This is a genomic window from Actinoplanes sp. NBRC 101535, from assembly GCF_030269225.1.
Classification (GTDB): domain Bacteria; phylum Actinomycetota; class Actinomycetes; order Mycobacteriales; family Micromonosporaceae; genus Actinoplanes; species Actinoplanes rectilineatus.
Window position 1 is genome coordinate 1,157,940 of the sequence record NZ_BSSY01000001.1, and the last position, 14,597, is coordinate 1,172,536.

Consider the following 14,597-nt stretch of genomic DNA (forward strand, 5'->3'; position numbering starts at 1 on the left):
ACCGGCAGACTGTCAAGTTCCTGCTGGCAATTGCCAACGGCGGTCGGGGCGCAGAGACTGGGGTGGCGTCACTCGCGGCAACGGGTGTCGCACACACGGAGACGCCTTCGGGGAGGCAGCCGAAGGCGTCTCGTTTGTGCGTGTCGTGGTCAGGACGAGCCCGGGGCGGGCCGTGCGGCTCGGGGGAGCGCGGCCAGCCAGGCGCGCGGCCCGGCATGCCGGACGCGGATGCCGGCGGTGCGCACGGCGTACCCCGCAGCGGTCCTGACCTCATGGTTCTGCGCGAGGAAGACGGCGAGCGCGCCGTGGAAGGCGTCGCCCGCGCCCGAGGTGTCCACCGCCGTGACGGGCGGCACCGCGATCTCCTCCGAGGTGCCCGACAGCCGGTCGAACCAGGTCACCGGTGCCGGTCCGTGGGTGACCAGAACGTGCGGGGCGCCGATCGCGGTCGCGGTCGCGGCGTCGCCGGCGGCGGTGGCGTCGGTGCCGCCGGTAGCTTCAGGGGCTTCCCTGGCTTCTCTGGCTTCAGGGTGGCGGAAATCGGCCGAGCAGGCGACGACCTCGGCGAGCGGGAAGAGTTCGGCGAAGACCGGGCGCCAGCTGCCGGCGTCGATCAGCAGGCGGCGCGCGTTCCGCGCCGCGGCCATCGCCAGCAGGGGATGATGTCCGTCGGCAAGCGTCAGGTCCGCGTCCGGAAGATCCTTGTCGGGTACGCGGAAAGCCTGGTCCCCGGCATTGCGGCTGACGATCGACCGCTGACCGGTCCCGGACAGCACCGTGACCGCGGAGACCGGCGGCGGCTCCGCTGAACCGGCCGCCGCATCGATCAGGGTGACGCCGTGCGCCGCCAGATCGGACCGGATCAGGGCGCCGAGGGGGTGGTCACCGACCGCGCTGAGCAGGGTAACCTCGGCGCCGAGCGCGGCCGCGGTGACCGCCGCGTTGGCCGCCGGACCGCCCGCGGCGACCTCGACGGTGTCAGACTGGACCTTCTCGTCGGCGCCGGGCAGCCGCGTCACCCGCTGGATGAGGTCGACGGTCGCCAGGCCGACGCAGAGCAGCCGGACCGGCATGTCAGCGCCGGAACAGCTCGGTGAAGAACGTGCCGATGTTGCTGAATATCCCCACGATGCCGTCGAAGATGCCGCGGAACACGTCGGCGGCCGGCCCCGGGTTCGTGCCGATCCAGAACACGAGCAGGAACAGCAGGATCCAGCCGAGCACCTTCTTCATCCGCAAGATCGTGTCACAGTCGCACCACTCTATGCACCCGGCCCGCCTTACCTGTCAGGGTTTGTCGTGTTTAGCCCACTTCGTGCACTCGGCGCCGTACTTCGTCCGGCGATCCACGTCGGGGTCGAGCCTCTGGGCGGTGAGCCAATGCCCCTCACCGTCGGCGGATGTGATGTTCTCCATCACGTACGACTGAACGGATCCTCGAGCCTCGCGGACCTTGGCGTCCTTGCTCTGGGCGGTGTGCCAGTAGCCGAGGTCGGCGCAGAACGTGACGGTGGCATGGTCCGTACCGGTCTGTTCGACGCCCATGACCTTGGCCCAGATCGGACCGGTGTAAGGGTTGTCGGACACCGTCGTGGCGTACGGGGCCAGAGACCTGTCGTAGTACTCGTCGGTGTAGAAATATCGTCCGACGGCGATGATCGGGCTCCAGTCGGTGGCCTGGCTCAACCAGTATTCGTAGGCGAGACTGCGCCGGGCCGCGAGGACCTCGTCGGTGTCCGGCGCTCCGGTCAGTTCCCAGGTGATCGGGAGACGCTCGGTGCCGTCCATCGGAACCTGCTGGTACGCCTCCTCGAAGGTCAGGGGCGGCGTGGCCGGGCTCGCCACTGGCTCGGTGGTGGGCTGACTGTCATCGGTGCAGCCTGCGATCGTGAGGGCGACCGCCACGGCGAGGAGTGTGGTGGCCGGCCCTTGCGGCTTGCTCACTGCTTACCTTTCTCAGCGTGCCGTCAAGACTTGTGTCGAGCCCACGCGGTGCACGCCTTGCCGTACTTCGCCTCGCGGCCGGTGTCCGGATTACTCCGCGTTTCGGCGAGCCAGTGACGTTCACCGTCGCCGGATGCGACGTTCGTCATCGTGTACGACTGAACGCTGGCCCGCTTGTCGCGAACCGTGAAATCCGTGTCCTCGGATTCGTGCAGGTAGCCGTCGTCGGTACAGAACACGACCGTCGCCTGGTCCGTGCCGGTCTGCTCGACACCCATGACCCTGATCCACACCGGGCCCACGTAGGGATTGTCGCTCGTCGTGCTCGCGAACGGCGCCAGGAACCGGTCGTAATGGCTGTCGCCGTAGAAGTAGTTCCCGAGCGTGACGATCGGGCCCCAATCAGTCGCCTGGCTGAGCCAGTACTCGTAGGCGAGACTGCGGCGGGCGGCGAGGACCTCGTCGGTGTCCGGTGCTCCGGTCAGTTCCCAGGTGATCGGGAGACGCTCGGTGCCGTCCATCGGAACCTGCTGGTACGCCTCCTCGAAGGTCAGGGGCGGCGTGGCCGGGCTCGCCACTGGCTCGGTGGTGGGCTGACTGTCATCGGTGCAGCCTGCGATCGTGAGGGCGACCGCCACGGCGAGGAGTGTGGTGGCCGGCCCTTGCGGCTTGCTCACTGCTTACCTTTCTCAGCGTGCCGTCAAGGCTTGTGTCGAGCCCACGCGGTGCACGCCTTGCCATACTTCGCCTCGCGGTCGGCGTCGGGGTCGAGCACGCGGTCGGCGAGCCAGTGACGCTCACCGTCGCCGGATTCGACGTTCTCCATCACGTAGGACTGGATGGTTCCCCGCTTCTCGCGGACGGTGAAATCGGTGTCCTTGGTGTCGTGCCAGTAGCCGAGGTCGGTGCAGAACGTGACGGTTGCCTGATCCGTGCTGCTCTGTTCGACACCCATGACCTTGCTCCAGACCGGCCCGGTCCTCGGGTTGTCGCTCGTTGTCGTCGCGAACGGCGCCAGGAACTTCTCATAGTGCCGGTCGGTGTAGAAGTACCGTCCGATGGCGATGACCGGAGCCCATTCGGTGGACTGACCGATCCAATACTCATAGGCGAGACTGCGGCGGGCGGCGAGGACCACCGCGGTGTCCGGTGCTCCGGCCAGGTCCCAGGTGATCGGGAGACGCTCGGTGCCGTCCATCGGCAGCTTCTGGTAGGCCTCCTCAAAGGTCAGAGACGGCGTGGCGGCATTATCTGGTGCAGATGATGGCGTCGGAGTCGACGGGTCCTCGTTTGTGCAGCTTGCCGTAGTGAACCCCGCCGTCAGGACGGTGAGCATGACAGCCAGGGTCCTCAATCCGCGTTCTTCTCTTTTTGCGGTTTGAAGAGATCGTTCGCCCACTCGTAGCCCTCCTGATAAGAACCCCCGGCAGCAGTGGCGGCGCTGCCGACCGTGCTCTGGCCTATGTCGGCCTTATAGCGTTGCCAGAGCCGATAATCATCGCTGGTCCACTCGCTCACCGGTTTCGGCGCCCCGTCTACGGTGAGGTTTTCCGGCAGCTTGAGTGTGCCGCTGTTGTAGAGGGCCTGCTCGGTCAGGGCGACCGCAGTGTTGCGCCCGGCGCCCAAGGCCGTGGCGACCTCGTTGGTGGCCTGGTAGCGGTTGTCTACCTTGGCCTGCTCCTCGAGCTGTGACACCACGTCGCCGACGTATTCGCCGGCCAGGTCGCCGACGAGCGGGACGGGAATCCTCTCGGTAGCCTTGCCGACAATCTGGTCACTCAGGAAGCCGACCACCTTGTATGTCTTCTCGACATCCGAGTTGAAATCGGCGTCTATCTGCTCACTGGTCCTGTGGTGGACCTGGGTCGCGCCGAAGTCGAGGGCGCCCACCACGCTGCCGTAGTCGTGCGAGACGACGTCCATCGAGCGCAGATGCCCGTTCATGTCGTCCGTCGGATTCCGCCGGCCGGAGAGGATGTCGTCGTATGAGCCCGCCGTGTACACGGCCTCGGCGGTGGCGACGGTGTTGTGTGCGGTCTCGTCCTTGCCGATCTCGGCGAGGAAACGCACCAGGTGATTGCGATCGACGACGACGTCCTCGCCGGGCACTGCCGCGTTTCCCTCGGTGATGTTGAGGTTGACGTCGCGGATGTACGCCGCCGTGATGTTGGCCATCGAGTCGCGGAGCTGTGGCTTGATCAGGTCCTTGGCCGCGAAGTCCTCGGTCTTGCCGTTGCCGGGCTTCTCGCCGTTCTCGTAGCCGCGGGCCTCCTCGTCGACGTTGAGTTCGAAGATGATCGACTCGACGAGGCGGCGGGAATCCGGGCCGGGCTGGTCGGTGGTGGCGTGTTCTAGCGCTTCGCCGAACTTGTCGAGGGCGTCGTTCTGGTAGCCGTCCTGGTTCTTCATCGCCTCGACCGTCCAGGCCATCCCGCCGGGGACGTCCCGGGTCGTCTCCCAGTTGCGGTCGGTGAGGAGATAGTCGAGGCGGGGCAGCCGGCCGCGGCCGTCGTCGGGCTGGTCGGGGGCGTAGTCGACGGTGCCGGTGAGCAGGTCCCGAGTGCCCTCGCCGTTGCGGGACAGGGCCTCCATCAGGGTGTTCACCGGGTCGTACCCGGCCGGCGTGGTGTTGTCGTCGTGGCCCTGGGTCCAGTCGAGGCGGATGTCGTCCTTGCGGGACGCGGTCCACATGTCGCTGTTCTCGCCGGTCTGCATCTCGAAGTCGATCATGTCGCCGCCGACGGTGGACAGGAACTTGGCGTCGTAGTCGCCGCTGTGCAGCATCGGGCCGAGTAGCTGGTAGCCGTAGACGTCCGTGCTCCGGAACTGGTTGAGCGGGTTTCCGATGGTCATCTGGCTGCGCCCGGCGGCTGTCAGGTCGCTGATCCACTGGTTGGACAGCTCGTACTCGCCGGGCGTGTACTCCTCGCCGCGGGGGCCGGACGGGTGGCCGGTCCGCGTGGTCGCGGTGCTCAGCATCTGCCCGAGGCCGTTCTGCAGGTCCTTGACCAGGTCGGCCTGGTAGCGGTCGAACAGGAAGGCGCCGGTGTCGTCGCCGGGGCGGTCGAGTTGGTAGGTGGCGAACGTGCCGTTGAGCTGCAGCAGCCCTTCCGGCCCGAGGCTGTTGAGCAGGGTGTACGCGAACTCCCGGTCCTTGCCGTACAGCTGGATCAGGTTGCGCAGCTCTTCGAGTTCGGCGTTGGTGGGATCGTGCGCCGGGTCCTTGAGCGTGTTGATCAGGTCCTGGGCGCGCTTGATCGTGCCGGGCGGGGTGGAGCCGAATCCGGTTCCGGCCGACGGCAGGTTGTTCCTGATGGTGGTGGCGGTCGCGTCGTCCTGGGCTTTCGCGTATTCGACCACCGAGTGCAGGTCGCTGCTCAGCGTGCCGCTCTTGTCGACGGTGCCGATCGGGTTGTCGGGTGCGGTGACGGCCCCGGTGGCCGTGTTCACGGTGTAGCCGGCCTGCTTCGCGGACGCGATGATGCCGTCGGCCTGCGATTGCAGGCTCTTCATGGCGTACGCGTGCTGGTCGAAGGCGTCGGCCATGCTCTTGGCCGGCTGGTGGGAGTTGTCCACCTCGGCCCGCAGCCGTGCGGCCTTCGCCAGCGCCTCGGTGGACCCGTCGCCCCGGGGCCAGGCCGTGCTCAGGTTGCGGGTGCCGCTGATCAGCTGGTCCGTGGTGTCGTCGATGTCCCGGGCGAGCCGCTTCCACGCTTCGGCCGTGGTGTGCCAGGGCGCCGCGTCGAAGTCGAGCAGATCCTGCAACGTCAGGGAGCTCATCGGCCGGCCCCGGTCGTGCTGCGCAGGTCCTGGGCGTTCGTCTCGTCGGCGTCCTCGTAGTCGTTCGCCGCCGTGGTCAGGCCGGTGCCGAAGGTGTCGACCTCGCCGGTGATGCGGCGCAGCATGGTGAGCCATGCCGTTTCGGCCTCCGCCGCGGCGGCGCCGGCGGTGGACGCCGTCCCCTGACCGGGTTTCAGGTCGGTGCCGGCGGCCTTCACGGCATCACGCAGCGTGGTGGCCGCGCCGGTCACGTCTTTGCCGACGTTGCGCAACGCGGGTGCGTCGATCTCCAAATCCCCAGCTGGCACCGGTTCTCCCTCCCCCAAGGCGAACCGACACCGTACAAGGTGAAGATCGGAGAGAGGAAGGGAGCGCCGGGCTTGCCTCGATCATAAACTGGAAGTTGCTAGCTTTTGAGAGTTACTGTCAAAACATGGTTGCTTCCACTTCACGCTGGTACGCGCTGGCCGCCCTCTCGCTGTGCGCCATCGCCATCGGGCTGGACAGCACGGTGCTCAGCGTCGCGCTGCCGACCCTCGCCGCCGACCTCGGCGCCTCCACCGACGACCTCCAGTGGTTCACCACCTCCTACCTGCTCGTCCTCGCGGCCGGCCTGCTGCCCGGCGGGATGCTCGGCGACCGGTTCGGCCGCAAACGGTTCCTGCTCGGCGCGATGCTGCTGTTCGGCGGAGCGTCGGCGGCCTGCGCGTACGCGGCCACCACCGGCCAGCTGATCGCCGCCCGCGCGCTGCTCGGCCTCGCCTCGGCGGTGATCATGCCGCTGACCAGCGCGGTGGTGACCGTGCTGTTCGACGCCGGCGAGCGCCCCCGCGCCCTGTCGATCTGGGTCACCGCGAACGCGCTGGGCATCCCGCTCGGCCCGCTGCTCGGCGGCTGGCTGCTCGACCACTTCTGGTGGGGCTCGGTCTTCCTGATCAACCTGCCGCTCGTGGTGGTCGGCGTGATCGCCGTCGTGGCCTGGGTGCCCGAGTCGCACGGCGACCGCGGGCGGCGCTTCGACCTGCCCGGCGTGGTGCTCTCCACGACCGGGTTGGCCGGGGTCACGTACGGGATCATCGAGGCCGGCACCCGCGGCTGGACCGACCCGCGGTCGTTGCTCACCGTCACCGGCGGGCTCCTGGCATTCGCCGTCTTCGTGGGGTGGCAGCGCCGGGCGGCCGCCCCGCTGATCGACGTCGCGCTGTTCCGGTCCCGGGGGTTCACCGGCGGATCGGTGCTCGCCACGATCGCCGCCTTCGCCCTGTTCGGGCTGCTGTTCGCGTTGCCGCAGCTGTTCCAGGCGGTCGGCGGGCAGGACGCGTTCGGCACGGGCCTGCGGCTGCTACCGGTGATCGGCGGCCTGATGGCCGGGGCGCGGCTGTCCGACCGGCTGACCACCAGGTTCGGCCCGCGAGCCGTCATCGCCTCCGGGCTGGGGCTGATGGCGGCCTCGCTGATCGCCGGGGCGTTCCTGCCGTACGCGCTCGTGGCCGTCTGGGTCGCCACCACCGGGGCGGGCCTGGGACTCACCATGCCGCCCTCGATGAACGCCGCCCTCGGGGCCCTCGCCGTCGAACGCAGCGGTGTCGGATCGGCGCTGATCCAGACGATGCGGCAGGTCGGGAGCGCGGTCGGGGTCGCGGTGCTGGGCGCCGTGCTGAACGCGGGCTACCGGGACCGGCTGCCCGTGGCTGCGGGGGAGGAGGTCCGCGACAGCGCGGCGTCCGGGGTCGCGGTCGCCCAGCGGCTGCACGATCCGGGGCTGCTGGATGCGGTGCGGACCGCGTTCGTGCACGGCATGGACCGTTCGCTGCTGGTGTCCGGCGCGGTGGCCGCCACCGGCGTGGTCCTCGCGCTGCTGCTGATGCCGCGTGCCGGGAGGCCGGCGCCGGAGCTGGCAGAATCGGGGGTATGAGTGGCACCCCGGCCGGTGGCCTGCGCGAACGCAAGAAGGCCCGCACCCGGGCCGCCATCCGCGAGCACGCGATGCGGCTCTTCGAGCAGCAGGGGTACGCGGAGACCACCGTGGACCAGATCGCCGAGGCGGCCGAGGTCTCGCCGAGCACGTTCTTCCGGTACTTCCCGGCGAAGGAGGACCTGATCCTCGTCGACGACCTGGACGCCCAGCTGATCAGCGCGGTCCGGGCACAGCCGGCCGGCGTCCCGCCGATCGAGGCACTGCTGCACGGTATGCGCGCCATGCTGCGGGACCTGCCGCCGGAGGCGTGGGCGTACGAACGCCGCCGCCAGCGGATCCTCGCCGCGGTGCCGGAACTGCGGGCCCGGATGATGCATCAGATGACCACGGCGATCGACATGATCGCCGTGGTCGTCGCGGAACGCGCCGGCCTGCCCGCCGACGACTTCTCGGCCCGGGTGGCAGCCGGCGCGATGGTCGGCGCGATGCTGGCGATCCTGCCGCCGGGCGGCCTGGCGATCGCGGAGAGCGACTGGCCGGCCGGCATGGATCAGGCGGCGCGGGCCCTCGAACTGCTGCAGAAGGGCCTGCCCCTGGGGTGAGCTCCGTCGTTCCCGTCGTCGTAGGAGTTCGACGCGGCGGTGGCAGCGTTCACAATGAGAAGGGGGTCACCGGGTGCAGTCGACCGAGAGGGCCTTGGAGAGTTTGCCGTTGGAGCCCCAGACGCAGGTGTGGGTGGCGCGGGCCGCGGTCAGGTGGAACGGCTGGCCGTCCGGGCCGCGGACGGCGGTGGTGCCGTCCTTGCCGTCGTGGGTCCAGTCGACCTCGATCTGCCAGTAGATGTCGTACTTGGTGGTCGAGGCGAGCACCAGGAACTCGGCGGTGTCGGTGGAGACCTGCAGCGGCAGCCGGCGCGACGAGCTGTTGTTGTAGGCCGTCATCTTGGGCTTGGGCTGGTCGAGGTCGGCCTCCAGGTGCGGGCCGGGGCTGGGTGCGTTGCAGTCGATGGCGGCCTCGGTGGTGGCCTGGATCGGGGCGGTCTTGTCGCCGACCGGGACGGCGCGGACGGCCTTGATGGTGGTCGCCGACCCGTTCCCGGTGATCTTGACCTCGACCTGCATGGAGGTCTGCTGCACGGCGCCGGCGCCGCGGGCCCAGCCGGACAGGTCGTTGCCGGCCAGCGGGTCGGGGATCTGCCGCGGGTCCAGGTCGACGGTCCAGGCGTCGGTGCAGCGGCTCGCCTTGAGGCGGGTGGCGATGACCACCGGCTCGTCGGCCTCGGGCAGCGTCTGGGCCTGGGAACCCGATCCGTCGCTGCCGCCGGAGGTGCCCGCGCAGGCGGCGGGGCCAACAGCGATCATGGCGGTCGCGGCAACGCCGAGGAAGGCGTTGCGGGCGGTGGAGCGGGGTTCCGAGATCCGGATCACCGGTGATCCTCTCGCTACAGGGAGAAACGGGCCGCGATTAGCGTGGCCATCTGAGACGGCCCTCACATCATCTTGATCGTCATCTCATCGGCCGAAACGGTCGCAGAAATATGGCCACTCGGCTCTGGACTTCCCGCGCCGTGCCGCGTTTTCCATCGATTCTGGACGAAGTGGGCCATCCATGATTGCATCGGCGTACGTGAATTCTCGTCGCCGCCGCCCGCCGGAGTCCCCGAGGTGCCCATGCGCAAGGCCGTACCCCTGATCCTCGGTCTTCTCGCCCTGCTCGCGCCGACCGCCCTGACCGGGCCCGCGCGCGCCGGGATCCCGGCGCCCGAACCCGCCGCGACCGGCATCGCCTGGGGACCCTGCGGCCCCGACGAGCAGGCGCCGGCCCGGGTGCTCTGCGGCGCGCTCACCGTGCCGGTGGACCACGCGGCCCCGGCGGGCGAGACCCTCACCCTGGCCCTGGCGAAACGGCCGGCCACCGACCCGGCCCGGCGGATCGGCACCCTGATGTTCAACCCGGGCGGTCCCGGCGGATCCGGGGTGAACTTCATCTACCACGCCGAGACCGGCTTCTCGGCCGACCTGCTCGCCCGCTTCGACATCGTCAGCTACGACCCGCGTGGACAGGCCCGCAGCCGGCCGGTCCTCTGCGACTCCACACAGGTCGACGCCCAGTCGGCACTGCTCTACCCGGACAGTCCCGCCGAATACGCCGCGCTGCGCACCGCCAACCGGGCCCTCGCCGAAGGATGCCTCACCCTGACCGGCCCGCTGCTCGGGCACGTCGACACCGCCCACGTCGCCCGCGACGTCGACGCCATCCGGGCCGCCCTCGGCGAAGAGAAGATCAGCCTGTTCGGCGTCTCCTACGGGACGATGATCAGCCAGCAGTACGCGGAACTGTTCCCGCACCGGATCCGGGCCCTCGCCATGGACTCGTCGATGGACCACGCCCAGGGCATCGCCGGATACCAGGGCTGGGAGAGCGTGGCGATGGAGGAGTCGTTCGGCCAGTTCGCCGCCTGGTGCTCCCGGACCGTGGCCTGCGCCCTGCACGGCGCGTCCGTCCTGGACTACTTCGACGCGCTGTACGCCGACGCCGACGCCGGAGACCTGGTGGTGGACGGCGCCCCGGTCACCCCGGAAGTCCTCGTCGACGCGGTCTTCGGCTACCTGTACGGCCCGTCGCTCTGGTTCGAACTGGCCGACCTGCTGCTCTACATCGGCGGCGACGGCCTCGCCCCGCACGGCGCCCAGCTGCCCCGCGGCGAACCGGTCCGCAACGGGTACCTGCCGGTGATGTGCTCCGACTACCACTACGACCTCTACACGTACCCGGCGGTGGCGATCCTGGAGAAGGCCCAGAACGCACTGGCCCGGCACACCCGCCTCAACCCGCTGGCCTGGACCGACCTGACCGGCTGCCAGAACTGGCCGTACCCGGTGACCAACCCGCCGCACCGGCTGCGGGCGTCACCCGCCCTGCCCCCGATCCTGATCAGCAACAGCCGGTACGACGTGGCCACCCCGTACCAGTGGGCGCTCGGACTCGCGGGACAACTGCCCAGCTCCCGGGTCCTGACCTACGACGGGGTGGGCCACGGGACGTACTGGCTCAGCGACTGCGCCCGGCAGACGATCGACGACTACCTGCTCGCCGGAGTGCTCCCGGAGGCCGGCGCGCACTGCCCGGCGGTCTTCCCGTCGACGCCGCTCGACAAGCAACAGTCCACCCTGACCAGCCCGCTGCCACCCTACGGACGGTGACCCGTGGAACCCATCACCGACGCCGGGACGGCGCAGCTCACCCTCGCGGCGGTGCTGGGCATCACCGCGGTCGTCCTGCTCATCGCCGCCGCCAAATGGCACCCGTTCCTGGCCCTGATCGCCGGCGCCGGGGTGCTCGGACTGACGGCCGGCGCCGCACCCGGCGACACCGTCGACTCGTTCACCACGGGACTCGGCACGACAGCCGGCAACGTGGGCGTCCTCATCGCCCTCGGCTCGATGATCGGCGCGCTGCTCGCCGAGACCGGCGGCGCCGACGGCATCGTGAACCGGATCGTCACCGGCGTCTCCGGGGCCGCCCTGCCGTGGGCGATGGCGGGCGTGGCATCCCTGATCGGGCTGCCGCTGTTCTTCGAGGTGGGCGTGGTGCTGCTGGTGCCGATCGTGCTGCTGGTGGCACGGCGTACCGACGTGGGCCTGCTCCGCCTGGGGATCCCGGCGCTGGCCGGGCTGTCGGTGCTGCACGGGCTGGTGCCGCCGCACCCGGGGCCGCTGGTGGCGATCTCCAGCCTGAACGCGGACCTGGGCCTGACCCTGCTGCTCGGGCTGGTCTGCGCGATCCCGACGGTGATCATCGCGGGGCCGGTGTACGGGAACTTCATCGCCGCGCGGGTGCCGGTGCCGGTCCCGCCGGCCGCCTCGTCCCCGGACCGCCCGGACTCCGGTCCCGCCGGCGGTCAGGACCTCGTCGACCGGGACGACCTCGGCAACCCCGGAGCGCCCGGTGACCTCGTCGACCCGCAGGTCGGCCGGCGGCGCAACCCGGGCTTCTGGGCGGCCGTGCTGACCGTTCTGCTGCCGGTGGCCCTGATGCTCGCCCGCGGCATCGCCGAACTCGCCCTCCCCGACGGCAACAGCGTCCGAGCCGCCCTCGAAGTCGTCGGCGAACCGGTGGTGGCCCTGCTCGCCGGGGTGTTCGTCGCCATGTGGTCGCTGGGCCGCCGCGCCGGCTTCGACCGGCGGGAGACCTCCGCGGTGATCGGCGGCTCGCTGCCCCCGATCGCCGGGATCCTGCTCATCGTGGCGGCCGGCGGCGGCTTCAAACAGGTCCTCGTCGACGCCGGCGTCGGCACCGTGATCGCCGACGCGGCCCAGGACGCGAACATCAACGCCCTGGTCCTCGGCTTTCTGGTGGCGGTCGGCATCCGCGTCGCCACCGGCTCGGCGACCGTCGCCACGATCACCGCCGCGGGCATCGTGGCCCCGCTCGCCGCCACCCTCGACCGCCCCGAGGTGTCCCTGCTCGCGTTGGCGATCGGGGCCGGCTCACTGTTCTTCTCACACGTGAACGACGCCGGGTTCTGGCTGGTCAAGGAGTATTTCGGGATGACCGTGGGGCAGACCATCAAAACCTGGTCGGTGATGGAGACCATCATCTCGGTCGTCGGTTTCGCCTGCGTGATGCTCCTGAGCCTGATCGTCTGAGGTCCCCGGCGAGCCCGTTCCCAGGTTCGTCGGCTACCTTGCGTCACCGTGAAGCGTTCCCGGATTCTGCCTGCCGTCCTGCTCTGCGCCAGCCTGGCGAGCCTCGCCGCCTGCGGTGACGACGCCGACGTGGCCGCCACGCCCCCGTCGTCGGCGGCAGCCTCGACCGCCGCGGGCTCATCGACCGCCGCGGGCTCATCGGCGGCCGCCGGCGATGACGCGGCGGCCTCCGGGCCGGTCGACGACGCGGCCCTCTGCAAGAAGGTGAGCGAGGCCGGTTCGACCATGAAGGGCGGCATCACCGACGCGGCCCAGCCCGACGGGGGCGTCAAGGCGGCCGACGCGAAGAAGGCGTTCACCGGCTTCCACACCACGATGACCGGCGTGCTGGCCACCGCCCTCGCCCCGGACAGCGAGGTGGCCACCGCCGTCCGCGCGATCACCGACGAGGTCGGCAAGGCCGCCGCCACCGACAACCCGATCGGCACCGCCGCCGACGCGGACTTCGCGGGCCTGAGCACCGCCCTGACCGCGGCCTGCAAGACCGTCAACGTCACGGTCACCTTCTAGGGGTACGCGTGAGACCACGTCCCGATGGTGGGACGTGGTCTCACGCGTACCCGCGAAGAGGTCGCTCTCTGATCAGCGGAAGCGGTCGAACCAGGCGGCGGGGCCGGAGGAGGCCCGGCGGGCTGCGGCGCGGCGCTGCTGGATGAGGACGGCGGCGGCGCCGAGGACCGCGGCGACGGCGGCCACCGGGAGGGCCTTGCGGACCGTGGGGCGGCGGGTCGCGACAGCAAGCCGTTCCCGGGTGGAACCGGCCACGCGGGCGGTCGTCGTGCCGGCCGCGGCGAGCGTCTGCTTGGCCTGGGCGACGGTCTCGCCCGCGGCCTGCTTCGCCCGGCCGGTGATGTCGGTCTTGGCGGCCAGCGCCTCGACCGTGTCACCGAGGTCGGCACGGGTCCGCTTGATCTCGTCGGTGAGTTGTTCCTGGCCTGTCGGAATGCTGGTTGCCATGGGTTCTCTGTGCCCCGTCCGTGAGCAGGCGAAACAGTTGGTGGTGGGGTTAACCCCACCCGGCATCCGGGTGGTGGCGGCAATGTTGTGAAACGTCATCGTTGGCACGCTCGTGCCATGACATCGACCATGCAGAACACGTCGAGGCGGGTCACCGCGCTCACCCTCACCGCCGCACTGACCCTGGCCGGGGTGGGCGCGACCGGCGTCGCGGCCCAGGCCGGCGGCACCACGATCCAGGACGCCGCCCAGCGTGTGGTCGCCGCCGGAGCCCCCGGATATCTCGCGCGGGTCGACGACGGGCGGCGCGTCGAGACCGCTGCCGCCGGGGTCGCCGACCGCGCCACCGGGCGGCGCCTCGGCGCGGACGACCAGTTCGAGATCGGCAGCAACACCAAGATGTTCACCGCCACCCTGGTCCTGCAGCTGGTCGACCGGGGGCGGGTCCGGCTGGACGCGCCGGTCGAACGGTACCTGCCCGGGGTCGTGCCGAACGGCGCGCACATCACGGTACGGATGCTGCTCAACCACACCAGCGGGCTGTTCAACTACACCGAGGACGAGGAGTTCATCCCGTCGGTGCTGGCGAACCCGGGATACGCCCACACCGAGCGGGAACTGCTCGACGTGGCGTTCGCGCACGAGCCGGTGTTCGCGCCGGGGAGCAGCTGGTCGTACTCGAACACCAACTACATCGTGGCCGGGATGCTCGTCGAGAAGGCGACCGGCGAACGACTGCCCGACCTGGTCCGGGACCGGATCACCCGGCCGCTGGGGCTGACCCGCACCTACCTCGCCGACCCGCGGGCGACCCGCACCGGCCGCGGCTACACGGTCGCCTTCGCCTCGGGGACACCGTCCTACACCGACACCAGCGGCGGGGCGGTCGGCGCGTGGGGCGGCGCGGCCGGCGGGATCATCTCCACCGCTTCGGACATGTCCCGGTTCGTCGAAGCGCTGCTGACCGCCCGGCTGTTCTCCGCCGAGCAGCTCCGGCAGATGAAGACGACGGTGGCGCTGCCGGCCGGCGGGTCGTTCACCGGCGGGTACGGCCTGGGCCTGATCCGCGTCGACTACCCCTGCGGGACGGTGTGGGGCCACGACGGCGGCACCCTGGGCCACCAGAGCTGGGCGGTGGGCACCGCCGACGGCAGGCGCAGCGCGATCAGCGACTTCACGACCGCCCTGATCGACATGACGCCGAACCCGGGCGCGGTACGCCTGACCGAGACCGCCGAGGAGACCAGCAAGGTGGTCATCTGCCGGGCGCTGGGCTGATCGATACCGAT

At 70.3% G+C, this 14,597-nt stretch carries 15 protein-coding genes; 6 read left to right on the forward strand and 9 right to left on the reverse strand.

The genetic code is table 11. From position 1 onward, the window contains the following. Window positions 1-149: 149 nt before the first annotated feature. Genes QSK32_RS05000 through QSK32_RS05030 form a run of 7 tightly spaced genes read right to left on the reverse strand, consistent with a single transcriptional unit; the run spans window position 150 to window position 6,032 of the window. The gene (locus tag QSK32_RS05000) at window positions 150-1,073 is read right to left on the reverse strand and encodes a PfkB family carbohydrate kinase (protein ID WP_285471307.1); all 924 of its coding nucleotides are present in this window, start codon (window positions 1,071-1,073) and stop codon (window positions 150-152) included. Window position 1,074: 1 nt separating this feature from the next. Then, a complete protein-coding gene (locus tag QSK32_RS05005) occupies window positions 1,075-1,233 on the reverse strand; it encodes a hypothetical protein (RefSeq protein WP_169792489.1) in 159 nt (52 codons plus the stop codon). 54 nt (window positions 1,234-1,287) lie between these two features. Next, window positions 1,288-1,944, reverse strand: a complete 657-nt coding sequence (locus QSK32_RS05010) for a hypothetical protein (RefSeq protein ID WP_285471308.1) — start codon at window positions 1,942-1,944, stop codon at window positions 1,288-1,290. 23 nt (window positions 1,945-1,967) lie between these two features. Beyond that, entirely contained in the window at window positions 1,968-2,621 is a 654-nt protein-coding gene (locus QSK32_RS05015; protein ID WP_285471309.1) for a hypothetical protein, read from the reverse strand. 23 nt (window positions 2,622-2,644) lie between these two features. Then, on the reverse strand, window positions 2,645-3,280 hold the full coding sequence (locus QSK32_RS05020) for a hypothetical protein (RefSeq protein ID WP_285471310.1): 636 nt from the start codon (window positions 3,278-3,280) through the stop codon (window positions 2,645-2,647). 14 nt (window positions 3,281-3,294) lie between these two features. Beyond that, the gene (locus QSK32_RS05025) at window positions 3,295-5,724 is read right to left on the reverse strand and encodes a DUF6571 family protein (RefSeq protein ID WP_285471311.1); all 2,430 of its coding nucleotides are present in this window, start codon (window positions 5,722-5,724) and stop codon (window positions 3,295-3,297) included. Continuing rightward, window positions 5,721-6,032, reverse strand: coding sequence for a type VII secretion target (locus tag QSK32_RS05030; protein WP_063775546.1), 312 nt, complete (start codon window positions 6,030-6,032; stop codon window positions 5,721-5,723). The genes QSK32_RS05025 and QSK32_RS05030 overlap by 4 nt, the downstream gene beginning before the upstream one ends. Window positions 6,033-6,157: 125 nt before the next feature. On the opposite strand from QSK32_RS05030, the gene QSK32_RS05035 reads away from it, so the two are divergent. Next, entirely contained in the window at window positions 6,158-7,639 is a 1,482-nt protein-coding gene (locus QSK32_RS05035; protein ID WP_285471312.1) for an MFS transporter, read from the forward strand. Further along, entirely contained in the window at window positions 7,636-8,244 is a 609-nt protein-coding gene (locus tag QSK32_RS05040) for an acyl-CoA-like ligand-binding transcription factor (RefSeq protein WP_045744779.1), read from the forward strand. The genes QSK32_RS05035 and QSK32_RS05040 overlap by 4 nt, the downstream gene beginning before the upstream one ends. A gap of 66 nt (window positions 8,245-8,310) precedes the next feature. Here the strand turns inward: QSK32_RS05040 and QSK32_RS05045 are convergent, their stop codons facing one another. Continuing rightward, window positions 8,311-9,069, reverse strand: coding sequence for a hypothetical protein (locus tag QSK32_RS05045; RefSeq protein WP_045744780.1), 759 nt, complete (start codon window positions 9,067-9,069; stop codon window positions 8,311-8,313). A gap of 243 nt (window positions 9,070-9,312) precedes the next feature. Here QSK32_RS05045 and QSK32_RS05050 point away from each other — a divergent pair, with 243 nt between their 5' ends. Genes QSK32_RS05050 through QSK32_RS05060 form a run of 3 tightly spaced genes read left to right on the forward strand, consistent with a single transcriptional unit; the run spans window position 9,313 to window position 12,861 of the window. After that, a complete protein-coding gene (locus QSK32_RS05050) occupies window positions 9,313-10,845 on the forward strand; it encodes an alpha/beta hydrolase (protein ID WP_285471344.1) in 1,533 nt (510 codons plus the stop codon). Between the two features lie 3 nt (window positions 10,846-10,848). Further along, the gene (locus tag QSK32_RS05055; RefSeq protein WP_285471313.1) at window positions 10,849-12,291 is read left to right on the forward strand and encodes a GntP family permease; all 1,443 of its coding nucleotides are present in this window, start codon (window positions 10,849-10,851) and stop codon (window positions 12,289-12,291) included. Between the two features lie 48 nt (window positions 12,292-12,339). Continuing rightward, window positions 12,340-12,861: a hypothetical protein gene (locus tag QSK32_RS05060; RefSeq protein ID WP_285471314.1), complete on the forward strand. Its 522-nt coding sequence runs from the start codon at window positions 12,340-12,342 to the stop codon at window positions 12,859-12,861. 72 nt (window positions 12,862-12,933) lie between these two features. Here the strand turns inward: QSK32_RS05060 and QSK32_RS05065 are convergent, their stop codons facing one another. Then, window positions 12,934-13,308 carry a DUF3618 domain-containing protein gene (locus QSK32_RS05065; protein WP_052720812.1) on the reverse strand — a complete coding sequence of 125 codons (375 nt, stop codon included), beginning with the start codon at window positions 13,306-13,308 and terminating at the stop codon, window positions 12,934-12,936. 117 nt (window positions 13,309-13,425) lie between these two features. Between QSK32_RS05065 and QSK32_RS05070 the strand changes: the two genes are divergently transcribed. Continuing rightward, the gene (locus tag QSK32_RS05070) at window positions 13,426-14,586 is read left to right on the forward strand and encodes a serine hydrolase domain-containing protein (protein WP_285471315.1); all 1,161 of its coding nucleotides are present in this window, start codon (window positions 13,426-13,428) and stop codon (window positions 14,584-14,586) included. The last annotated feature ends 11 nt before the right edge of the window (window positions 14,587-14,597 follow it).

What these genes read in the sequence shown, in the direction of transcription:
- QSK32_RS05000 (WP_285471307.1), bottom strand. Translation starts at nt 1,073, where the DNA reads ATGCCGGTCCGGCTGCTCTGCGTCGGCCTGGCGACCGTCGACCTCATC.
- QSK32_RS05005 (WP_169792489.1), bottom strand. Translation starts at nt 1,233, where the DNA reads ATGAAGAAGGTGCTCGGCTGGATCCTGCTGTTCCTGCTCGTGTTCTGG.
- QSK32_RS05020 (WP_285471310.1), bottom strand. Translation starts at nt 3,280, where the DNA reads ATGCTCACCGTCCTGACGGCGGGGTTCACTACGGCAAGCTGCACAAAC.
- QSK32_RS05025 (WP_285471311.1), bottom strand. Translation starts at nt 5,724, where the DNA reads ATGAGCTCCCTGACGTTGCAGGATCTGCTCGACTTCGACGCGGCGCCC.
- QSK32_RS05035 (WP_285471312.1), top strand. Translation starts at nt 6,158, where the DNA reads ATGGTTGCTTCCACTTCACGCTGGTACGCGCTGGCCGCCCTCTCGCTG.
- QSK32_RS05040 (WP_045744779.1), top strand. Translation starts at nt 7,636, where the DNA reads ATGAGTGGCACCCCGGCCGGTGGCCTGCGCGAACGCAAGAAGGCCCGC.
- QSK32_RS05050 (WP_285471344.1), top strand. Translation starts at nt 9,313, where the DNA reads ATGCGCAAGGCCGTACCCCTGATCCTCGGTCTTCTCGCCCTGCTCGCG.
- QSK32_RS05065 (WP_052720812.1), bottom strand. Translation starts at nt 13,308, where the DNA reads ATGGCAACCAGCATTCCGACAGGCCAGGAACAACTCACCGACGAGATC.
- QSK32_RS05070 (WP_285471315.1), top strand. Translation starts at nt 13,426, where the DNA reads ATGACATCGACCATGCAGAACACGTCGAGGCGGGTCACCGCGCTCACC.